This is a genomic window from Azospirillum canadense (genome assembly GCF_025961225.1).
Taxonomy (GTDB): Bacteria; Pseudomonadota; Alphaproteobacteria; order Azospirillales; family Azospirillaceae; genus Azospirillum; species Azospirillum canadense.
This window is the reverse complement of record NZ_JAOQNG010000010.1, coordinates 12,709-32,664: the sequence shown is the minus strand read 5'-3', so window position 1 is coordinate 32,664 and position 19,956 is coordinate 12,709. Positions and strand designations below refer to the sequence as shown.

Sequence of the window (19,956 nt, the reverse complement as noted above, 5' to 3'; positions counted from 1 at the left end):
CTCAACCCGGTTCGCGGGTCCCACCTATGTCGTCGGAAACGCAACAGCGGCTCGCGGCCGCGGTCCAGCTCTTCATCGCGCGGCGCTGGGAGGAGACGAGGGAGCTGTGCGCGGCAATCCTGCGCGACGATCCGGAAACCGCGGACGCTTGGCACCTGCTGGGGCTGATGGACGCCCAGAGTGGCGGCGCCGAGCAGGGCGTCGACCGCTTGCGGCGGGCCATCGCCTGCCGGCCGGCCCACGCGGAGCAACTGAGCAATTTCGCCATCATGCTGAAGGCGGCGCCCGGGGAGGCGGGCCGGGCTTTCGAGCGAGCCTTGGCCGTGAACCCTGCCTTGCCGGCCGCGCGGCTCGGGCTTGGCCGCCTGCTTGTGGCGGGCGGGCGGCACGCGGAGGCGATCACGCACCTGCGGACCCTGGTGGACTCGGCGCCCGGCAACGCCGCGGGCTGGCTGGCCCTGGTTGATGCGCTGGCCGAACTGGGCCGGAGCGAGGAGGCTCTCGCTGCAGCACACGAGAGTGCCGGCCATCATCCCCGCCACGCCGACCTCGCCTACCGCCGCGGAATTCTGGAGCAACGCCGCGGCGACGCCGGGGCCGCGGAGACGGCCTTCCGCCATGCCATCGGCGCCGCCCCCGACCACGCCGGCGCCCTCGCCAACCTTGGCGCGCTGCGGCTGGAGGCCGGCGACGCGCCCGGAACCGAAGCCGCCCTCCGCCGCGCCCTGGCCATCGATCCCGCCCATCGGGTGGCCCTGCGCGGGATGGGCGCCGCCCACCAGCGCGCCGGCCGCTTCGGCCCGTCGCTGCGCTGCTTCGCCGCGCTGCGCGCGCTCGATCCGGCCAACGACGAAGCCTTCTGCGACCTGGCGCTCGCCCTCCAGCTCGCGCAGGCTCCGCAGGCCCGCTGGGCAGCCTATGAGGCGCGGCGCGCCCCGCCGGTGCCCACCACCCTGCACGTCTGTTACCGGATCAGCGACAAGGGGAACAAGGCCGGCAAGCTGGCCAACATTTTCGAGTGCCTGGACAATTTCCTGGAGGTCTTCCGTCCGACCGCCGCCGAGCTGACCGTCCTGGCCGACCAGTGCAGCCCCGCGACCATCGAGGCCCTGGAACGCCGCCTGTCTCGCGCCGGCTGCCTGGCGGAAGGCACGATCCGGCAGACCCGGTTGGGTCACCACGCCTCCTTCCTGCACGCCAAGTCGCTGATGTTGCAACGCGACGCCGGCGAGGACGCGGTGGTCTATTTCCTGGAGGACGACTACCTGCACTGGCCCGGCGCCCGCCCCCTGCTGTGGGAGGGGCTGGAGATCGCCGACTATTTGACCCTGTACGACAGCGCCGACAAATACATCGACCCGCGCGTGTCCGGCCTGCACCGCATCGTCCGCGCAGGCGGCGAGGAAACCCGCGTCGTCCGCACCCCCGGCAGCCACTGGAAATTCACCTCCAGCACGACCATGACCTGGGCCTGCCGCCTGTCCACCCTGCGCGCCGACAGCGCGGTGTGGGACCAGTTCCGCATCGAGAAACGCTCGATCGACTACGTCCTGCACTACACCCTGGCCGCCGCCGGCCGCTTCCTCGCCTGCCCCCTCCCCGGCTGGTCCACCCATGCCGAACCAAACTGGCTGTCCCCCGGAAGGGATTGGCGGTCGCTGGCCCCCCCACCTTGAGTTCCCTCGCCCGCCTCCGGCGGGAGAGGGCTCTTATGCCAGCACCCGCAGCGGGTTGCCCGCGTGCCAGGCCAGGATGTCCTCCAGCGCGTCGCGGTAGAAGACCTCGTAGTTCTCGCGGGTGACGTAGCCCAGGTGCGGGGTCAGCACCGTGTTGGGGGCGTCCAGCCAGGGGCTGCCGGGCGGCAGCGGCTCCACCGGGTAGACGTCGATGCCCGCCCCGGCGATGCGGTGCTCGTGCAACGCGGCCAGAAGCGCCGTTTCATCCACCAAGCCAGCGCGGGAGGTGTTGACGAACAGGGCGGTCGGCTTCATCGCCGCGAACTCCTCCGCCCCCACGACGCCGCGGGTGCGGTCGCTCAGCACCAGATGGACGCTGACGATGTCCGACGTGGCGAACAGCTCCCGCTTGTCCAGGCGGGTGGCGCCCGCGGCGGCGGCGCGTTCGTCGGTCAGGTTGGGGCTCCAGGCCGCCACCTCCATGCCGAAGGCCCGGCCGACCGCCGCCACTTGGGTGCCGAGCTTGCCCAGCCCCACCAGCCCCAGCCGCTTGCCCGCCAACCCCTGCGTCAGGCCCGTCTGCCAGCGCCCCTCACGGAGCGCGCGTTCCTCCGCCGGGATGCGCTTCACCAGGGCCAGGATCAGGCCCCAGGTCAGCTCCGCCGTCGGGGTGCCGACCATGCGCGTCCCGCAGACGGGGATGCCCCGCGCCTTGCAGGCCGCCAGATCGATGGCGTTGTTGCGCTGGCCGGTGGTCACCAGCAGGCGCAGGTTCGGCAACGCCTCAATCAGGGACGCCGGGAAGGGCGTGCGTTCCCGCATGATCACCAGCACGCTGTAGGGCTCCAGCGCGGCCGCGACCTCGTCCGCCGGGATCGGGCGGTCGAAGACGGTCAGCGAACTGCCGTTCGGCAACTGGTGCCACTCCGCCAAGTCACGGGCGACGTTCTGGTAATCGTCGAGGATGGCGATCTTCATGGTCACTTCGGGACATAGGGCGCCAGGTTGGCGCGGATCCGCTCGACGACCGGGGTCACCGCGGCGGGGACCTCGAACGTTTGGCCGGTGATGGTCTCGAAGGCCTCGATGTAGATGCGCGCGGCCTCCAGCACGACCTCGGCCGGGATCTCCGGGATCGGGTCCTTGTAGGGGTCGCAGCGCTGGGTGACCCAGCTGCGCACGAAGTCCTTGTCGAAGCTCTCCGGCCGCTGCCCGGCCTCGTAGCGTTCCGGGTAGCTGGCGGCGAACCAGTAGCGGCTGCTGTCCGGCGTGTGGATCTCGTCGGCCAGGATGATGTTGCCGGCCTCGTCGAAGCCGAACTCGTACTTGGTGTCCACCAGGATCAGGCCGCGCGCCGCCGCCATCTCCCGCCCGCGGGCGAACAGCGCCAGCGCCTTGGCTGTCACCTCATCCCACTGCGCCTGGGTCAGCAGCCCGCGCTCCACGATCTGGGCGGCGGTCAGCTCCTCGTCGTGGCCGGCGTCGAAGGCCTTGGTGGTCGGGGTGATGATGGTCTGCGGCAGCTTCTGGTTCTCGCGCAGGCCGTCCGGGAAGCTGTGGCCGTACATCTCGCGCCGGCCCTTCTTGTACATGGTCCAAAGCGAGGTGCCGGTGGTGCCGGCCAGATAGTCGCGCACCACGACCTCCACCGGCATGATGGTCAGGCGCTTGGCGACCACCACGTTGGGGTCCGGGTATTCCAGAACGTGGTTGGGGCAGAGGTCCTTGGTCGCTTCAAACCAGTGGCGGGCGATCTGGGTCAGCACCTGGCCCTTGAAGGGGATCGCCGTCAGGATGATGTCGAAGGCCGACAGCCGGTCCGTCGCGATGATCACGCGCCGCCCGTCCGGCAGGTCGTAGTTCTCGCGCACCTTGCCCCGGTAATGGTTGGGCAGTTCGGGGATGGCGGCGTCGCGCAGGACGTTCGACAGGTGCGGGGCAAGCTGGGCGGTGTCGACCATGGTTCCAAATCCGGCAAAAGGGAGCCGCATGATAGCGCAATCGCCGCACAGGGCCAGCGCGGTTATGATCCCGATTTCGGCGGATGAGGGCTGCGCATGCTGAGGAACGGGGCGATTCAGGTCTGGTATGCCGATCTCGGCGCCCTGTCGGGCCGGCTGGAGGGCTTCCGCGCCCTGCTTTCCCCCGACGAGGCGGAGCGCGCCGCCCGATTCCGGACCGAAACGCTGCGCGACCGCTGCGTGCTGCGGCGCGGGCTGCTGCGCCATCTGCTCGGCCGGGCGACGGGGCGGGAACCAGCCGGCCTCTCCTTCGCCTACGGGCCGCAGGGCAAGCCCTTCCTGCCGGACGGGCCGGCCTTCAACCTCGCCGACTGCAAGGACGACGTGCTGGTGGCCATCGCCCCGCCCGGCGCGCCGCCCGCCCTGCCGCTCGGCGTGGACATCGAGCGGCTGCGCACCGTCCCCGACGCCGACGGCATCGCCGAACGTTTCTTCGCCCCGGCCGAGCACGCGGCCTTCCAGGCGGTGCCGGAGGCGCTGCGCGCCCAGGCCTTCCTGAACGGCTGGACCCGCAAAGAGGCGGTCATCAAGGCGAACGGGGCCGGCCTGTCCATGCCGCTGGACCGCTTCGCCGTGGAGCTGACCCCCAGAAACCCGCCCCGGCTGCTGTGGATGGACCCGTCCCTGGGCGAAGGCATGGCGGAGGATTGGTCGTTGTTCGACCTGAAGCCCGCCCCGGATCGGGTGGCGGCGCTGGCCGTGCGCGGGGCCGGCTGGTATCCAGAGTTGGGGCCGGTGCTGCGGCCGGTGGCTGAGGCGTTCAGCCCCGGGTGACTTCCCAGGCGATGCGGGCGGGCTCCTCCCCCAGCTCGGGGGCGCCGATGACGATCTCCCCGCGGGGCCCGAGCGGGATCGTGTCGCCCTGCGCCAGCACCTGCGGTTCGGCGCCCGCCACCACAACCCGTGTGCCGTTGCGGCTGAGATCCTCCAGCACGAAAACGCCGTCCTGCTGGAACAGCGACGCGTGCTGGCGCGAGGCCGACGGAACGTCCAGAACGATCCCGCATTGCGACGACCGTCCGATGACCAGCTGCGGTCCATCGTCCGGTATCCTGTGGGTCTGCCCGCGGAAGGACAGGACCAGCCGCACCGTAACCGCCTTTGGTGCCCGCACGTCGACCGTCTGCTCCGCGGAGTGCGCCGTCGGCGCAGGCGATGGTGCGGGCGCGCCGAGCAGCGGCGTGCTGAGCGAGCGCTGCCCGTCGGGGATGGAGGCGATCTTGGCGATCAGCCCCTCGGCCAGGGCGCGCGGGATGCCGGCGGCGCGCAGCCGGCGACCCAGGCCGGCACGCACCTCGTCCACGCTGACGCCGGGTGCCGCCAGTTCGCGGGCGGAGGTCACGCGCTCGAACTCGCCCGCCACCTGCCGGATCAGCACGCTGGCCTTGTGCCGGCCGAAGGGGCTAGTCGCGAGGTCGAGCAGGAAGCCGATGCGCTGCGCCGGCATGGGCAGGCGCCCAGCCAGCCGCTGCACCGTCGCGTCGAAGGCCGCGTCCTGCCCGCCCGCCCCCCAAACCATCTTCGCCCGGCGGGTGAGCGATTCCGCCATCGCCGGGCCGCCCAGATAGCCGTCGAAGCTGGCCAGCCGGTCCAGAAGCGCCTGGAAGGCCTTGCCCTCCGCAGAATCGGACGTCCGGGTCAGCGGCGTCAGCCCGCCCAATCCGCCCTGGACGCGCCGCAGCAGCGCCCCCCGCGTCTCCAAAAAGCCGCCGCCGCCCAGCGCGTTGGACAGGGCCAGCAGTTCGTCCGTCAGGGGAAGCCGGTCGTCCAGGTCGCCGTGGATTGCCGCCAGCAGGCTCTGCAGCGCGGTCCCCAGGTCGGGCGCGTAGCCGATCAGCGCGCGCACCGGCTCCCGCCCGTCCACCGTCTCCGCCAGAAACTGGTCGATGACGCAACCGTTCTCGGTGTCACCCTCCTCGTGGAAGCGCAGGATCGCGGTGACCTTGGACGGCCAGTCGCGGCACGGCTCCAGCACCGCGCCGAAGGCGTGGGTGACCAGCCGGTCGCGCTCCTCAGGCGCACGGTCGAGCGTCGCCGCCAGCAGCCCCGCCACGCCGCCGCGCGCCAGCGCCTGATCGAAGGGGGCGAGCGTGTCGGAGGCCTGCGCAAGCTCCTTCAGCGCCCCGAACAGGCGGAGGATCTGGTCGTGCCGGTCGAAAGGCTTGATTCCCAGCAGCGGCGCCTGGAGCGTGGCCAGCCGCATGATCGCCGGGTTGAACAGCAGCGCTTCGCGTTCGAAGTAGCGCAGCGGGTAATAGCGGTGAAGTTGCTCCGCCGGAATCACCGCCTGCTCGTCCCAATAGCCACGCAGCAACCGCAGCAACACCTTGCGGCTGGCGAAGGAGAAGACCTGAAGGGCATCGGTACAGAGATCGGCGGCGGAAACTTCGGCATCGTCGATGTGCGAGATGGTCGTGGTCTTGGCGCCGCCCGAGGACGCCTTCTGGAAGATGACCTCTTCCTTTCCCGCCCCATTGACCTTCATGATCCGGACAACCGGAAATTTTGCAAGGCGCAGCAAATAGCCGGCCCGTTCCCGCGCCGCCGCCTCGTCCTCGAAGACTCCGTCGATGTTGGGCTTGCCGCCCTGTTCGACGACCACTTCGAATTTCACGTCCCGACGCCGTGACATCATTGGCAGCGTGCCTTTACCCTATTCGCGCGGGGACCCTTTAGACTCGTTATGGTAGGGGAGCTTGGCCTTTTTCGCAGCAAGAATCGATCCGTTCCGCCCCGACAAAACCTCCGAATGCTACCGGCGGGGCCGCGCCCTTTGCGTTAGACTGCCGGACCATGCGCTTCCTGATCATCTCCCTGCGGGTCCTGCTGGTCGGCCTGATGGCGGTTTCCGCCACGGCGACCATCCATGCCCAGACCCTCTCTGGCGCCAGCGTCCCCGGCTCGGCCATCTCCAGTCCGGCCATTTCCAGTCTGGCCATTTCCAGTCCGGATGACCGCGAGGTTGTCGCCCGCTCCGGATTCCGGGCGGAGGATGTCGGCTACATCCTGTTTGATCTGGACAATGGCGCACCCATCGCCACGCGGCAGGCTGACCGACCGTTCGCCCCGGCCTCCGTCGCCAAGCTGCCGACGATTGCCGCGGCCCTGGCGATCCTGGGGCCGGAGCACCGGTTCGAGACCAGCCTGCACATCACCGGCACGCTGCGCGACGGCGTGCTCGACGGTGATCTGGTCCTGAAGGGCGGTGGCGACCCATCCCTGGCCACCGAAGGGCTGATGGAACTGGCGGCGGAGTTGCGCGCCATAGGGATCGCACGGGTCTCCGGCCGGTTCCTGTTCGACACCTCGGCCCTGCCGGAATTGCCGGAGATCGATTCCGGGCAGCCCTGGACGGCCGGCTACAACACCGGGGTCGGGGCGCTGTCGGTCAACTTCAACCGCTTCCAGCTGTCCTGGACGGCTCGCCCGGGGCAACCCGTGCGGGCATCGGCGTGGTCGGTGTCCGACGCGGGGCGTGTGCCGCTGGACAGCGTGGCCGTGGAGATCGCCGCGGGCGAGGCGCTGACCGTCACACCCGTCTCAAACAACGGGTTTTCCGCCAAGGAGGGGGCGACCCGGGAGGGGGAGCGCTGGCGCCTCGCCCCGCGGCCGGGAGCCGCATCCAGCGTCTGGCTGCCCGTCACCCATCCTGGGCTGGCCGCCGCGAATGTCTTCCGCCGCATTGCCGCCGACACCGGCATCGCGCTTCCAGCCCCGGCGCCGGGAATGGTGCCGCCGTCCGCCACGCTCGCCGCCCTGCACCGGAGCGAGGCGCTGGGCGTGCTGGCCCGGCAGGTGCTGCGCTATTCCAACAACCTGTCGGCGGAGCTGATCGGGCTGGCCGCCGCCCGGCGTCTCGACCCCAGGGCGGCAACCCTGTCCCAGTCGGCGGCGGTGCTGTCGGCCCTGCCCATGGCGGCCCTGCCCAAGACCGACTGGACGGGCTGGCGCCTGCTCAACCACTCCGGCCTCAACACCGCGTCGCGGGTGACGCCCGCGCAGATGGCCGCGGTGCTGCGCGCGGCCGGGCCGGACGTCTGGGACCTGCTGCCCGGCGAAGACGAGGGCAAGATCCTGCCCCATGGGGTCCACGCCAAATCCGGCACGCTGGCCTACGCCAAGGCGCTGGCCGGCACGCTGGTCACGGCCGGCGGGCGCCGGCTCGGCTTCGCCTTCTTCGTGGCGGATGAGGGGCTGCGCCGCGCCATGGACGCCGCCATGGACCGCCGCGTCGCCGAGATTCCGCCGGAAGCCCGCGCATGGCTTGCCCGTGCCCGGACGCTCCAAGCCGACCTGCTGGCGCTGTGGATTGCGCAATTGTGAGATCGCGCGCCGGCCGGCCACCGCCGCGGTTGCCAAGCGGGGACGGCGCTGTACACTAGAGGGACGCGCGACCGGGGATTGCCATGCCGATGACACCGACAGGGCCGACCAGCCAAGCGCGGCGGCGCACCGGAAGTCCGGTGGAGCATGGAGACATTGCGGCCAACCGCTACCACGACCGGCGGCTTGGGGCGGAGATGGTCAACATCGTGGTCGGCGGCTGCGTGGTCAGCGACGATCCGAACGTGATCATCACGACCACGCTCGGCTCCTGCGTCGCCGCCTGCCTGTTCGACCCCGTCGCCGCGATCGGCGGCATGAACCATTTCCTGCTGCCGGACCAGGGCAACGACCGGCTGTCCGTTGCCTCGCGCTACGGCAGCGCCGCGATGGAGCAGTTGATCAACCGGCTGTTGTCGGTCACCGGACGGCGCGACCGGCTGCGCGCCAAGATCTTCGGCGGGGCCAGCGTCAACGCGGTCAGCGGCCGCAGCGCCAACGTCGGCCAGCGCAATGTCGAGTTCGTGATGGAGTATCTGGCGACCGAGGGCATCCCGACCATCAGCTGGGACGTCGGCGGCACCGCGCCCCGCGCGGTGCGCTTCTTTCCGACCAGCGGGCGTACGCAGCGCCGCCTGATCGGGGAGGAGACGGTGCGGGACATCGCACGGTCGGAAGCCTCCTTCATGGAACGGTTGCGCACGACCGAGATCGAGGGCGACATCGAACTGTTCTGAACGGGCCGTCTCCCGCCGGGACCCGCCGGTCACAAGATTTGCCGAAGAAGGGTGTTCCGACCGCATGCTCCACGGCCTTTCCCGCCTGCTGCCCGAGATCGAGGAGAGAGGGCTCGACGAGGCCGCCGTCTACCGCCGCGAGGCGCTGTATGAACGGCCGCGCTTCGAACAGGGTCGCGGGCGCCTGACGCCGGCCCGGGGTGCCCTGCTCTGCCCCATCTGTGGGCGGAGCGCGACGCGCTTCCTGCCCTTCGGGCTGGGCGGGCGGCCCAACGCGCGCTGCCCGGAATGCGGGTCGCTGGAGCGGCACCGCTTCCTGTGGACCTTCCTATCGGAACGCACCCCCCTCCTGCGCCGCCGGTTGAGCGTCCTGCACACCGCGCCCGAACCCTGCCTGGAACCCGCCCTTCGGGCCCGGCATGGCCGCCGTTACCTGACTCTGGACCGCTTCAACCCCAAGGCGGACGTTCGGGCCGACCTGACCGACCTGCCCTTTCCGGACGGGCGCTTCGACCTGGTGCTGTCGAGCCATGTGCTGGAGCATGTGCCCGACGATCGCGCTGCGCTCAGCGAGATCGCGCGGGTGCTGAAGCCGTCGGGAATCGCGGTCCTTCTGTTCCCCTTCGACCCCCGCGGGGTCACGCGGGAGGACCCGGCCGTGGACACGCCGGCCAAGCGCCTCGCCGCCTATGGGCACCCCTACCATTACCGCATCTACGGAACCGACACGCCGCAGCGCATGTTCGAAGCCGGGCTGGAGGCGACGCTCGTCGCCTCGGCGGATGTGTTGAGCCCCCACCGGCGACGGCGGCGGCGCATCAACCGAAATCACCTGTTCCTGGCGCGCCCCCTCACCGCGGCGCTGGCCGGGGATGATTCCGAAGGCCTTTCCAGGGGACGTTGATGAGCCGAGAGTTCCGCATCGCCACCTTCAACCTGGAAAGCCTGGATGATTCGGGCGAGCCGCCCTTTGATGAGCGGATCGCCGTCCTGCGCCCGCAGTTGGAGCGTCTCCAGGCCGACATCCTCTGCCTTCAGGAGGTCAACGCCCAGCGGGAGGCGAAGGGGGAACCGCGCACGCTCCGCGCCCTGAACCGCCTGCTGGAGCGAACGGCCTACGCCGGCTACCATGTCACGACGGGGGGCGCAGGGAACAAGGGAGAGGGGCACAAGCTGGCCGACCGCCACAACCTCGTGCTGCTCAGCCGTTGGCCCATCCTGGAGGCCCGGCTTTACCGTCACGACCTCGTGCCGGCCCCGCAGGTCCGGATGGTCACGGCCGATCCCGCACCCGCCGCAGCGGAGTCGGTCAACTGGGACCGGCCAGTGCTGTACGCCGCGGTGGATTTCCCCGGTGGGCGGCGCCTGCACGTCTTCGACCTGCATCTGCGGGCGCCCATCGCCGCCCCAGTGCCTGGGCAGAAGAAGAATGCTTCCACCTGGAAAAGCGTCGGCGGCTGGGCGGAGGGATTCTACCTCGCCTCCCTGAAGCGAGCCGGGCAGGCGTTAGAGACCCGGCTGGCGGTGGATCGGCTGTTTGACGCCGACCCGCAGGCGCTGGTCGTGGTGGCCGGGGACCTGAACGCGGAGTTGGAGCAGACCCCGGTGCGCATCATCCGCGCCGACCTGGACGAGACCGGCAACGGCCACTTGGCCGGCCGGTCGCTGGTGCCGCTGGAACGCTCCGTGCCGGAGGAGCGGCGCTTCTCCGTCCTGCATGGCGGGGAAGCCGTCATGCTCGACCATCTTCTGGTGTCGCGCGCGCTGCTCGGCTGGTTCCGTCGCGCGGAAATCCACAACGAGGCGCTTGGCGACGAGCTGATCGCACACGCCACGGTGAGCCATTCGCCGGAGAGCTACCACGCTCCCCTGGTTGCTCATTTCGAAAAGCCGGAGTGACGGCGGGCCGCGCTCCCCCGCGGCCCTACACCGTTAGCGAAACGAGCCCGCCAGGCGCGCCGCCCGTGGGTCCGGGGCTGGTGGTCACCGCCGCATTCGGAAGACCGGAGGCCGACGGTCCGCGGGGCAACGCTGTGGCCGGATCGCCGGTGGGGGCGCCGCCGGCAGCCCCTGAGTCGGAATGACCCGCGAAAAGGCCGGCGGACACCCCGGATGCCGTCCCGCGCCCCTGGCCCACGCCTGCGCCCGCGTTGGCCGGCCTGTCCCCATCGGTTCCGATGCCGTTTCCCGAAGCCTTTTGATCGGCTTTCTGTCCGTCCGTTCTCCCGGCTGCCGTGTCCGTTCCGCCGCCCAGGCGGAGCAGGTTGCGCCGGTATTGCTCGACCACCCGTTCGGCCGGGATCTGGTCCTTGGTTTCGCCGGTGTCGGTGTCGCGGAAAAACAGCACGGCGACATGCGCCATCTGGTCGTAGCGCAGATACGGGCTGATGTAGCCACCGGTGACGCGCGTGGGCGCCGTCGGTGCGGCGGACAGCGATCCAGCGGGCTGGGAAGCCGCGTCCGGCTGTGTCGTCGGGCTGGGTGACGCCGACACCGCGCCGGTCGCCGGAGTCGTGACGGGCGACTGCACCGCCGCGCCGCCGTTCGGTGCCGAACGGTTCGCTGCGATGCTGGAAAGGCTGCCAATCACCATCGCTGCCCCGCCTCTCCGCTACGGCGGCTGGCTCCGGATCGCGAAGTCGCCCGCGGTCGGGCGCGACCGGAAAGCTCTCGCTCAGGCCGTGATGTTCAGGTTTTGCCCGCGGGTCGGTGTCGTGTATCCGCCGCCGCTCTGCGCCTGTTGGGCCTGCAATTGCTGGGTCTGCTGGTCCTGCCGCCGGCGGTTTTCCTCAGCCGCCGCCGTCTGCGTGGTGGAACCGGCGTCGTCCGTCTTCTGGGCCGCCGTCGGGCCGCTGCTTAACGGTGTGATGTAAGGCTGCTGATAGCCCCCTATGCCGCTGACCCCCATGGCTCGCACTCCTCGCTGGCAGCACCACTACCTCGATAGAGTAGGCAATTTTTGCCGATTCTTCAAGCCGGCTCCGCTCAAGGTGGTTGGGTTTGGCGCGGGCAAGTTGTCGCGCCCGGAATCGGCGCACCGATCGCTCTTTCGGTGCAAGGGTTTCGCAAGCATTCACCCGCCACAGTCGGGGCGTGGCACCATCGGGTGAACGGTGTGATGAGACTTCTTTACCGCAAGGGCGACGTGCTGTTCCGCGAGGGCGATCCCGGCGACTTCGTCGCCCGCGTCCTGGACGGGCGCGTGGCCGTGGAAAAGGATCACGACGGGGAAGCGGTGCGGCTGGGGGATCTCGGTCCCGGCGACTTCGTCGGCGAGATGGGCGTGATCGAGCGCAAGCCGCGCAGCGCCACGGTCCGCGCCCTGACGGAGGTGGTGGTGGAATTGATTCCAGCCGATGCCTTCCTGGAACGGATCGCCGCCGAGCCGGAGACCGCACACGCCCTGCTGTTCCGGCTGAGCGAAAAGCTTCGTACCCTGAGCGAGGAGGTCGTCCGCCTGCATGGCCTCCAGGAAGCCCCGGCGCCGGTTCTGCCGGAACCGACCGTCATACCCGTCGCGCCCTCGTCGACCGGCGGTGCGCTGGTCCCCATGGCACCGGCGGGCATCGTCCTGGAACGGGGCATCCAGCTTTACCAGCGATCCTCGACCGCCTCCACGCGGATCGGGCTGCGCTGCGATCGGCTGTTCGGCGGTCGGACGCTGTGGATCGAGCAGTTGCCGTTCCGAGTCGCCCGCGCCAAGCGTTGGAACGACCCGCCCGCTGCCGCGCCGGGCCTGCTGCGCGTGCCGGACACCGAGCCACACCGCCTGTCCGATCCCCATTTCGCCATCGACCGCGACGACCGGCTGGGTCTGGTCGTGCGCGACTTGGGCAGCGAGTTGGGCACCACCGTAAACGGGCAGTTCCTGGGCGGCATCTTCGCCAAGGACACGCAAATCCTGCACCTCGGCGAGAACAGCGTGGTCGCCGGCGGCGTCAAGTCGCCCTTCGTCTTCCGAATCGACGTAACAGGCTGATCCGTCAGACGGTCGGCGGATGAACACGTCCAGTGCCCGCCGACCGTATCAGGCCGGCTCCGGCGCGAAGAACGCGTCCTCGCGGATGGCGAAGTCGAAGCGGTCGCCACCCAGAGCGGTGACGTCGTAGACCAGGGTCTTGTCGATTCGGTTGTCGGGCAGGAAGGTCAGAACCCGCGGCTTCAGCGTGGCGATCTCCGCCGGCTGGCAGTAGAGGGACGCGGCGATGATCACCTCGTCCCCCGGCTGGCAGGTCCGCGCCGCCGACCCGTTCAGCACGCAGCAGCGCGACCCGCGCTCGCCATAGATCACGTAGGTGCTGATCCGCGCGCCGGAGTTCTTGTTCCAGATGTCCACGAACTCCAGCGGATAGATGCCGACCGCCTCGCACTGCTCAGGATCGAGCGTGATCGAACCCTGGTAGTTCAGGTTCGCATCAGTGACGCGGATGCAGTGCAGCTTGGCGCGAACGACTTTGATCATCAGCCCTCTCCGCTTGGCGGCCAGTCCCGTGAAATCACATGCCGCCGGGGTAGTTCGGCCCGCCGCCGCCCTCTGGCACGACCCAGTTGATGTTCTGGGTGGGGTCCTTGATGTCGCAGGTCTTGCAGTGCACGCAGTTCTGCGCGTTGATCTGCAGCCGCGGGTTGGTCCCGTCCTCGTTGCGCACGATCTCGTACACCCCGGCCGGGCAGTAGCGCGTCTCCGGCGCGTCGTACAGCGCCAGGTTCACCCGGATCGGCGTCTCCGCGTCCTTCAGCGTCAGGTGCGCCGGCTGGTCTTCCTCGTGGTTGGTGTTCGACAGGTACACCGACGACAGCCGGTCGAACGACACCACCCCGTCCGGCTTCGGGTAGGCGATCGCCGGCGCCTCGCTCGCCTTCTTCAGCGTCGCGTGGTCGCCGTGCCGGTGGTGCAGGGTCCAGGGCGACTTGCCCTTGGTCGCCGTCTCATACGCCGCGTTGGCCAGACCCGCCCACAGACCCTTCTGGAAGCCCGGGCGGATGTTGCGCACCTCGTGCAATTCCTTCCACACCCACGACGCCTTCAGCGCCTCCGGGTAGGCCGTCACTTCACGCCCATTTTCGCCGCCGGTCAGGTGCGCGAAGATGGTCTCGGCCGCCAGCATGCCCGACTTCATGGCGGTGTGGTTGCCCTTGATCTTCGGCACGTTCAGGAAGCCCGCCGCGTCGCCGACGATCAGACCGCCGGGGAAGGTCAGCTTGGGGATCGACTGCAAGCCGCCCTCCGACAGGGCGCGGGCGCCGTAGGCGATGCGCCGGCCACCCTCGAAGGTCGGGCGGATGGCCGGGTGCGTCTTGTAGCGCTGGAACTCCTCGAACGGCGACAGGTGCGGGTTCTCGTAGTCGAGCCCGACCACGAAGCCGACCGACACCAGGTTGCCCTCCATGTGGTAGAGCCAGCTGCCGCCGTAGGTCTTGGGGTCCATCGGCCAGCCGATGGTGTGGACGATCAGGCCGGGCTGCGACTTGGCGGGGTCGACCTCCCACAGCTCCTTGATGCCGATGCCGTAGGTCTGCGGGTCGACACCGTCGCGCAGGTCGAAGCGCTCGAACAGCGTCTTGGTCAGCGAGCCGCGGCAGCCCTCGGCGAAGACGGTCTGCCGGGCGTGCAGCTCCATGCCGGGCGTGTAGTTGCCGGTCTTCTCAAAGTCCTTGCCGATGCCCATGTCGCCGGTGGCGACGCCCTTGACCGCGCCCTCCTCGTCGTAGAGCACCTCGGCCGCGGCGAAGCCGGGGTAGATCTCCACGCCGAGTTCCTCGGCCTGGGCGGCCATCCAGCGGGCGAGGTTGCCCAGGGAGATGATGAAGTTGCCGTGATTGTGCATCTGCGGCGGGGTGAAGGGCGACTTCAGCGCCTTGGTCGGGGTGAGGAAGAGGAAGCGGTCCTCGCGCGCCGGCGTGGTGAGCGGCGCGCCCTTCTCCTTCCAGTCCGGGATCAGCTCGTCGAGCGCGTGCGGCTCGAACACGGCGCCCGACAGCAGGTGGGCACCGACCTCCGAGCCCTTCTCGATGACGCAGACCGACAGCTCCTGCCCGGCCTCATTGGCCAGCTGTTTCAGGCGGATGGCCGCGCTCAGGCCCGACGGGCCGGCTCCGACGACGAGGACGTCGTACTCCATCACCTCGCGCGGGTCGCGATCCATATCCCCTAACCTCCGCGTTGTCGTTGCCGCCGCCGGGGTCCTTATCCGCTGGGTCCGGTTCCGTCCGGGGCGGTGGGCGCCATTTCGCACCCGCCAAAAAGGATATCGGGGGCATGAAAGACCACAGGAGCCGTGCTAAGGTCAAACGATGATTGACCAATGCGACATCCTTGCGGCGCTGCGCTGGCACGTGGACATCGGCTGCGACGAAGCCATCGGCGACGAGCCCATGGACTGGGCAAGTTTCACCGCCCGCCCGGTCGTGGCCCGCGCTCCGGCCCCCGCGCCCGGCGGCCCCATGCCCGGCGGCGGGATGAGGGACGACGCGGCGCCAGGGCTCGCGCGCCCAGCTACCGCGGCGCGCCCCTCCTACGCTGCGACTCCGGTGTCGACCCAGCCGTTGGGCGCCAGCGAGGCGGGGGCGAGCGCGCGGGCCCGCGCCAAGGACGCGCGGACTCTGGCGGAGTTGGAAGCGGCACTCCGCGACTTCGACGGCTGCCCGCTGAAGGCGACGGCAATGAACACCGTGTTCGCCGACGGCAACCCGCAGGCCTCCATCATGCTGATCGGCGAGGCTCCGGGGGAGGACGAGGACCGGCAGGGCAAGCCCTTCGTCGGGGTCAGCGGCAAGCTGCTGGACCGCATGCTCGCCCAGGTCGGGCTGGACCGGAGCAAGGTCTACATCAGCAACATCCTGCCCTGGCGGCCGCCCGGCAACCGGTCGCCGACCCAGGCGGAAATCGCCGCCTGCCTGCCCTTCCTGGAACGGCATGTGGAGTTGATCGGGCCCAAGGTGCTGGTGCCGCTGGGCGGGACCTCGGCCAAGACGCTGCTGAACCGGGCGGAGGGCATCACCCGGCTGCGCGGCCAGTGGTTCGACTACGCCTCCCCCGGCCTGCTCGGCCCGGTGCCGGTCATCCCGATGCTTCATCCCGCCTACCTGCTGCGCAACCCCATCGCCAAGCGCGAGGCCTGGCGCGACCTTCTGACGCTGGCGCAGCGCTTCGGGGTGTAGCGCCCGACCCTTTCCGACCGCGATCCGACGTGACTGCCTGGTGCCGGCGCAGGCGGCGCGGGCGTTCGCCCGGTCAAATGCTTAAAATGTTTCGTTTATGCGATCTATTTTCCCGCCCATCATCGAATATTCGACTCTCTAGAATTTCATAATAAACGCTAAATACTCCAATCGATCAGTAAGGTGATCGAAGATCCAGCTATGCGAATGCGCCAAGCCGGACAATGTGATGCATGACCTAGCGCCGAACGGGTCTTCCGTATGAGCTAGGGCCATTTTTCTGGTCATATTAAGTGACTGAAATACATCACGAACGCATCGGCTAGTCCGTCTTTGGAGAATCCTCTACTTGCGATTCCCGGCGTATGCGGTTACACGGAATCCATGCTCCGGAACTTTTGCATCGCAGCGACGACGATCGCGCTGCGGCGGAACCTTCTGGGGGCGCTGGGCACGGTGGCCGTTTTATGCGCGGCACCCGACCCGAACGGCGGTTTCCGTTCGGCCCAGGCAGCCCTCGTGATCCACGCGCCGGACGGACGCCCCGTGATCCCGCCGGGCTTCGAGCGCGCGGACCAGTCCCTGATGCTGGCGACCGACGAGGATGCCCTCTCGGTCCAGATGTCGGAGGAGGAGGCGCACCGCTACCGCCGTATCTTCGCGCTCCAGGAGCGTGCGGAATGGGAGGCGGCCGATTTGGAAATCGCCCAGCTCCGCGATAAGCGGCTGCTGGGCTACGTGCTGCGCCACCGCTACCTGCACCCCGACCGCAAGGCCAGCTACGAGGAGTTGGCCGCCTGGATGCGCGAATACGGCGACCTCGCCGGGGCGGAGCGCGTCCACAGCCTCGCCCAGCGCCGCCAACCCGCCGGACAGCGCGCGCCGAAACCGCCGCGCGGCAACGACGGGGAGCGGCTGACCGGCTCCCTGGAGCGGCTGGGCGGCCTGCGCCCCGATCCCCCGCCGGAACCCACCGTGGATGAGGCAGCCGCCGAGGATACGGCCATCGAAACAGCGGCCGGGGACGAGAACGCTCCGGGCGATGCGCCGACGGAGTCCGCGGACGCGATGGCGGAGAAGGACAAGGAAAAGATCACCGTCGCCCCGCGCAGCCGCACGACGAATCGCCCGCGCGACGACCGCAACGCCGTGGCCCGCGTGCAGGACCTTCTGCGCGCCGGGAAGCCCGGCGCGGCGCTGGCCCTGCTGAGCCAGGACGACATCGGGCGCAAGCTGGACAGCGTGCAGTACGACCGGTCGCGGGCGCGGATCGCTGCGGCGCTCTATTATTCGGGCGAGATCACGCAGGCCCTGTCGCTGGCCTCGGCCAGCGCGGCGCGGTCCGGCGACGTGGTGACGGACGCGCATTGGATTGCTGGGCTCGCGGCGTGGCGGCTGAAGCAGCACGATCGCGCCGCGCGGCATTTCGACGCCATGGCCGCCGCCCGGCCGCGCTCTCCCTGGATGGCCGCGGCTGCCGACTATTGGGCGGCCCGCGCACACGCCCGCAAGGGCCGGGCCGAGGAAGCGCGGGTCCACCTCGCCGCGGCGGCGCGCTTCCCGCACACTTTTTATGGCCTGCTGGCGCACCGCACGCTGGGCGGGATCGGGAACCTGCACTGGCAGACCCCGGACCTGACCGGCCGCCACCTGAAGGCGCTGGCGGACAAGCCCGGCGGCCTTCGCGCCATCGCCCTGCTCCAGGCCGGCCAACGCGACCTGGCGGAACTGGAGCTGCGGCGCATCCACCCGCGCGGCGACGCGCTGGCGGAGCAGGCGCTGGTCGCGCTGGCCGAGCGGGCGGGCCTGCCGTCCCTGGCGCTCCAGGTCGGCAACGCGGTCACGGGGCCGGACGGCGCGCCCTACACGGCGGCGCTCTACCCGGTGCCGCACTGGAAGCCGCGCGACGGCTTCGCCGTCGACCGCGCGCTGCTGTTCGCGGTGATGCGCCAGGAGTCGCGCTTCGACCCGAAGCTGGTCAGCTCCGCCGGGGCGTCCGGGCTGATGCAGATCATGCCCGCCACCGCTCAGCACGTGCAGGAGCGCAACGCCGACATCGGGGAGGCCGACACCAACCGGTCGGGCCTGTTTGACCCCGCCACCAACATGGAGCTGGGCCAGCGCTACCTCGCGGAGCTGCTGAACAGCCCGGACATCGGCAGCAACCTGTTCCTGCTGACCGCCGCCTACAACGCCGGGCCGGGCACGCTCGCCCGCTGGCGCCGGGACATGGCGGAGGTCACCGACCCGCTTCTCTTCATCGAGAGCCTGCCCTACGCCGAGACGCGGGACTATGTGGAGAAGGTCGTCGCCAACTTCTGGATCTACCGTTTGCGCCTGGGACAGGAGATCGGGTCGCTCGACGCTGTTGCGGCCGGGGAGTGGCCACTCTATATGGCAGTGGACGTTCGCCCGACCGCCAGAGCAGCCCAAGTCGCCCAGCATGCCGAAGATTGACGAATCCCGCCCCTTCCTGTCCGTCAACATCGCCGTCGTGACGGTGTCCGACACGCGCACGCTGGAGGACGACCGCTCCGGCGACGCCCTGGTGGAGCGGCTGACCGGCGCCGGCCACCGGCTTGGCGCCCGCGCCATCGTGAAGGACGACATCGCCAGCATCCGCGCCCAGGTCCAGGCCTGGATCGCCGACCCGGAGATCGACGTGGTGCTGACCACCGGCGGCACCGGCGTCACCGGCCGCGACGTGACGCCGGAGGCGGTGGAGGCCCTGTACGAGAAGCCGATCCCCGGCTTCGGCGAGCTGTTCCGGTATCTCAGTTACGCCAAGGTCGGCACCTCGACGATCCAGAGCCGGGCGACCGGCGGCGTCGCCAACGGCACCTACATCTTCGCCCTGCCCGGTTCGCCCAGCGCCTGCCGCGACGCGTGGGACGACATCCTGGTCTGGCAGCTCGACAACCGCCACCGTCCCTGCAACCTCGTCGAATTGATGCCGCGCCTGCGGGAGCATCAGACCTGACGGTGGCCGCGCCGCGCTGGCCGTTCCTATGCTGACTCCTCTGCACGCCGCCCTCACCCGCCTTCCCGGCTTTGCGGACCTCCCGGCCGACGCGCTGGAGCCCATGCCGCGCAAAGGCGTGGCGCACGACCATGTGCGGCTGAAGGGCCGCGGGCTGGTCGCGCGCGTGCCGCGCTGGAGCCAGCTGGGCCTCGACCCGGCGGCCAACCTGGAGCAGCAGGCCACCGCCTTCCGCCGCGCGGCGCCCAGCGGCCACACACCGGAACTGGTAGCCGTTCTGCCGCCCGGCCCAGGACTCTCCATGGGCGCGCTGCTCGTAACGGAGATCGTCGGCCGCACGCCGCGGCTGCCGGACGACATGCCGGCGATCGCCCAGGCCCTGGCGGCGCTGCACGCCCTTCCCCTGCCCGATCCGGCCGACCGGCCGCCCCTGCCGGCACCCGCCGACCCCGCCGCCGCGACCTTGGCGCAGGTGGAACGGCAGGCTGCCTGGTTCGACCGCGCCGGGCTGGCGCCCGAAGCGCTGGCGCGCATCCACGCGGAGCTTGAGGCGGCGCGCGCCTTCCGGCCGGAGATGGCCCAACCCACAACGCTGGTCGGCAGCGACGTGCACCCCGGGAACTTCCTGATCGACGCCTGCGGCAAGGCCTGGTTCACCGACCTGGAGAAGGTGCAGTACGGGCACCCGGCCATCGACCTCGCCCACGCCACCCTCTACACGTCGACGAAATGGGAGCGGGAGGTCGCCGCGGCCCTGACGCCCGAGGAGGGCGCGGATTTCATCGCGGCTTGGCAGGCCGTGGTGCCGGCATCCCTCGCCGAAGCGGTCCAACCGTGGTTCCTCCCCTTGCGCCGGCTGACCTGGCTACGCACCTTGTCATGGATGGCGCGGTGGACGGTCGAAGGGGCGGCGTTGACGCCGGACATGCCCATCTCGCTGGCGGCCTATATGGACGCCCACGCAACCGACGTCCTTCGTCCGGACACCGTCGAACGGGTAAGCCGCGATTGGCGGTAGCGACTCGGGCTTGCCCAAGGTTAATGTTTTTTGCGGATTG

At 69.9% G+C, this 19,956-nt stretch carries 18 protein-coding genes; 11 read left to right on the top strand and 7 right to left on the bottom strand.

What is annotated here, in order from left to right:
* Positions 1-26 precede the first annotated feature (26 nt).
* Positions 27-1,676 (top strand): tetratricopeptide repeat protein, encoded by a 1,650-nt coding sequence (locus M2351_RS35880; protein ID WP_264660768.1) that lies wholly within the window; start codon positions 27-29, stop codon positions 1,674-1,676.
* A 33-nt stretch (positions 1,677-1,709) separates the two neighbouring features.
* On the opposite strand, the gene M2351_RS35875 is transcribed toward M2351_RS35880, so the two are convergent.
* Both M2351_RS35875 and M2351_RS35870 read right to left on the bottom strand, forming a co-directional pair.
* Positions 1,710-2,654, bottom strand: a complete 945-nt coding sequence (locus tag M2351_RS35875) for a D-2-hydroxyacid dehydrogenase family protein (RefSeq protein WP_264660767.1) — start codon at positions 2,652-2,654, stop codon at positions 1,710-1,712.
* A 2-nt stretch (positions 2,655-2,656) separates the two neighbouring features.
* Positions 2,657-3,637 (bottom strand): phosphoribosylaminoimidazolesuccinocarboxamide synthase, encoded by a 981-nt coding sequence (locus M2351_RS35870; protein ID WP_264660766.1) that lies wholly within the window; start codon positions 3,635-3,637, stop codon positions 2,657-2,659.
* 96 nt (positions 3,638-3,733) lie between these two features.
* Here M2351_RS35870 and M2351_RS35865 point away from each other — a divergent pair, with 96 nt between their 5' ends.
* Positions 3,734-4,471, top strand: coding sequence for a 4'-phosphopantetheinyl transferase family protein (locus M2351_RS35865; RefSeq protein WP_264660765.1), 738 nt, complete (start codon positions 3,734-3,736; stop codon positions 4,469-4,471).
* Here the strand turns inward: M2351_RS35865 and M2351_RS35860 are convergent.
* Entirely contained in the window at positions 4,458-6,311 is a 1,854-nt protein-coding gene (locus tag M2351_RS35860; RefSeq protein ID WP_264660764.1) for an FHA domain-containing protein, read from the bottom strand. The genes M2351_RS35865 and M2351_RS35860 overlap by 14 nt on opposite strands.
* Before the next feature lie 179 nt (positions 6,312-6,490).
* On the opposite strand from M2351_RS35860, the gene dacB reads away from it, so the two are divergent.
* The 4 genes from dacB to M2351_RS35840 all read left to right on the top strand — a co-directional run bounded on the left by dacB (position 6,491) and on the right by M2351_RS35840 (position 10,656).
* Positions 6,491-8,020, top strand: coding sequence for a D-alanyl-D-alanine carboxypeptidase/D-alanyl-D-alanine endopeptidase (dacB, locus tag M2351_RS35855; RefSeq protein WP_264660763.1), 1,530 nt, complete (start codon positions 6,491-6,493; stop codon positions 8,018-8,020).
* 83 nt (positions 8,021-8,103) lie between these two features.
* Positions 8,104-8,757 carry a chemotaxis protein gene (locus M2351_RS35850; RefSeq protein WP_264660762.1) on the top strand — a complete coding sequence of 218 codons (654 nt, stop codon included), beginning with the start codon at positions 8,104-8,106 and terminating at the stop codon, positions 8,755-8,757.
* Between the two features lie 64 nt (positions 8,758-8,821).
* Positions 8,822-9,661: a class I SAM-dependent methyltransferase gene (locus M2351_RS35845; protein ID WP_264660761.1), complete on the top strand. Its 840-nt coding sequence runs from the start codon at positions 8,822-8,824 to the stop codon at positions 9,659-9,661.
* A complete protein-coding gene (locus tag M2351_RS35840; protein ID WP_264660760.1) occupies positions 9,661-10,656 on the top strand; it encodes an endonuclease/exonuclease/phosphatase family protein in 996 nt (331 codons plus the stop codon). Before M2351_RS35845 ends, M2351_RS35840 begins: the two co-directional genes overlap by 1 nt.
* 25 nt (positions 10,657-10,681) lie before the next feature.
* On the opposite strand, the gene M2351_RS35835 is transcribed toward M2351_RS35840, so the two are convergent.
* Together M2351_RS35835 and M2351_RS35830 are read right to left on the bottom strand one after the other, a co-directional pair.
* Positions 10,682-11,350, bottom strand: coding sequence for a hypothetical protein (locus M2351_RS35835; RefSeq protein ID WP_264660759.1), 669 nt, complete (start codon positions 11,348-11,350; stop codon positions 10,682-10,684).
* An 81-nt stretch (positions 11,351-11,431) separates the two neighbouring features.
* Positions 11,432-11,665, bottom strand: a complete 234-nt coding sequence (locus M2351_RS35830) for a hypothetical protein (RefSeq protein ID WP_264660758.1) — start codon at positions 11,663-11,665, stop codon at positions 11,432-11,434.
* Between the two features lie 210 nt (positions 11,666-11,875).
* Between M2351_RS35830 and M2351_RS35825 the strand changes: the two genes are divergently transcribed.
* Positions 11,876-12,736, top strand: coding sequence for a cyclic nucleotide-binding domain-containing protein (locus M2351_RS35825; protein WP_264660757.1), 861 nt, complete (start codon positions 11,876-11,878; stop codon positions 12,734-12,736).
* Positions 12,737-12,784: 48 nt separating this feature from the next.
* Here M2351_RS35825 and panD read toward each other — a convergent pair whose 3' ends face one another.
* Entirely contained in the window at positions 12,785-13,219 is a 435-nt protein-coding gene (gene panD / locus M2351_RS35820; protein ID WP_264660756.1) for an aspartate 1-decarboxylase, read from the bottom strand.
* Positions 13,220-13,253: 34 nt separating this feature from the next.
* Entirely contained in the window at positions 13,254-14,903 is a 1,650-nt protein-coding gene (locus M2351_RS35815; RefSeq protein ID WP_264660755.1) for an electron transfer flavoprotein-ubiquinone oxidoreductase, read from the bottom strand.
* 148 nt (positions 14,904-15,051) lie between these two features.
* Here M2351_RS35815 and M2351_RS35810 point away from each other — a divergent pair, with 148 nt between their 5' ends.
* The 4 genes from M2351_RS35810 (at position 15,052) to M2351_RS35795 (ending at position 19,916) form a co-directional block, all read left to right on the top strand.
* Positions 15,052-15,918, top strand: a complete 867-nt coding sequence (locus tag M2351_RS35810) for a uracil-DNA glycosylase (RefSeq protein ID WP_264660754.1) — start codon at positions 15,052-15,054, stop codon at positions 15,916-15,918.
* 384 nt (positions 15,919-16,302) lie between these two features.
* Positions 16,303-18,375, top strand: coding sequence for a lytic transglycosylase domain-containing protein (locus M2351_RS35805; protein ID WP_264660753.1), 2,073 nt, complete (start codon positions 16,303-16,305; stop codon positions 18,373-18,375).
* Positions 18,362-18,898 (top strand): molybdenum cofactor biosynthesis protein B, encoded by a 537-nt coding sequence (moaB, locus tag M2351_RS35800; RefSeq protein ID WP_264660752.1) that lies wholly within the window; start codon positions 18,362-18,364, stop codon positions 18,896-18,898. Before M2351_RS35805 ends, moaB begins: the two co-directional genes overlap by 14 nt.
* Before the next feature lie 28 nt (positions 18,899-18,926).
* A complete protein-coding gene (locus tag M2351_RS35795; RefSeq protein ID WP_264660751.1) occupies positions 18,927-19,916 on the top strand; it encodes a phosphotransferase in 990 nt (329 codons plus the stop codon).
* Positions 19,917-19,956: the final 40 nt, after the last annotated feature.

What these genes read in the sequence shown, in the direction of transcription:
- M2351_RS35880 (WP_264660768.1), top strand. Translation starts at nt 27, where the DNA reads ATGTCGTCGGAAACGCAACAGCGGCTCGCGGCCGCGGTCCAGCTCTTC.
- M2351_RS35875 (WP_264660767.1), bottom strand. Translation starts at nt 2,654, where the DNA reads ATGAAGATCGCCATCCTCGACGATTACCAGAACGTCGCCCGTGACTTG.
- M2351_RS35870 (WP_264660766.1), bottom strand. Translation starts at nt 3,637, where the DNA reads ATGGTCGACACCGCCCAGCTTGCCCCGCACCTGTCGAACGTCCTGCGC.
- M2351_RS35865 (WP_264660765.1), top strand. Translation starts at nt 3,734, where the DNA reads ATGCTGAGGAACGGGGCGATTCAGGTCTGGTATGCCGATCTCGGCGCC.
- dacB (WP_264660763.1), top strand. Translation starts at nt 6,491, where the DNA reads ATGCGCTTCCTGATCATCTCCCTGCGGGTCCTGCTGGTCGGCCTGATG.
- M2351_RS35850 (WP_264660762.1), top strand. Translation starts at nt 8,104, where the DNA reads ATGCCGATGACACCGACAGGGCCGACCAGCCAAGCGCGGCGGCGCACC.
- M2351_RS35845 (WP_264660761.1), top strand. Translation starts at nt 8,822, where the DNA reads ATGCTCCACGGCCTTTCCCGCCTGCTGCCCGAGATCGAGGAGAGAGGG.
- M2351_RS35840 (WP_264660760.1), top strand. Translation starts at nt 9,661, where the DNA reads ATGAGCCGAGAGTTCCGCATCGCCACCTTCAACCTGGAAAGCCTGGAT.
- M2351_RS35835 (WP_264660759.1), bottom strand. Translation starts at nt 11,350, where the DNA reads ATGGTGATTGGCAGCCTTTCCAGCATCGCAGCGAACCGTTCGGCACCG.
- M2351_RS35830 (WP_264660758.1), bottom strand. Translation starts at nt 11,665, where the DNA reads ATGGGGGTCAGCGGCATAGGGGGCTATCAGCAGCCTTACATCACACCG.
- M2351_RS35825 (WP_264660757.1), top strand. Translation starts at nt 11,876, where the DNA reads ATGAGACTTCTTTACCGCAAGGGCGACGTGCTGTTCCGCGAGGGCGAT.
- panD (WP_264660756.1), bottom strand. Translation starts at nt 13,219, where the DNA reads ATGATCAAAGTCGTTCGCGCCAAGCTGCACTGCATCCGCGTCACTGAT.
- M2351_RS35815 (WP_264660755.1), bottom strand. Translation starts at nt 14,903, where the DNA reads ATGGATCGCGACCCGCGCGAGGTGATGGAGTACGACGTCCTCGTCGTC.
- M2351_RS35810 (WP_264660754.1), top strand. Translation starts at nt 15,052, where the DNA reads ATGATTGACCAATGCGACATCCTTGCGGCGCTGCGCTGGCACGTGGAC.
- M2351_RS35805 (WP_264660753.1), top strand. Translation starts at nt 16,303, where the DNA reads ATGCTCCGGAACTTTTGCATCGCAGCGACGACGATCGCGCTGCGGCGG.
- moaB (WP_264660752.1), top strand. Translation starts at nt 18,362, where the DNA reads ATGCCGAAGATTGACGAATCCCGCCCCTTCCTGTCCGTCAACATCGCC.
- M2351_RS35795 (WP_264660751.1), top strand. Translation starts at nt 18,927, where the DNA reads ATGCTGACTCCTCTGCACGCCGCCCTCACCCGCCTTCCCGGCTTTGCG.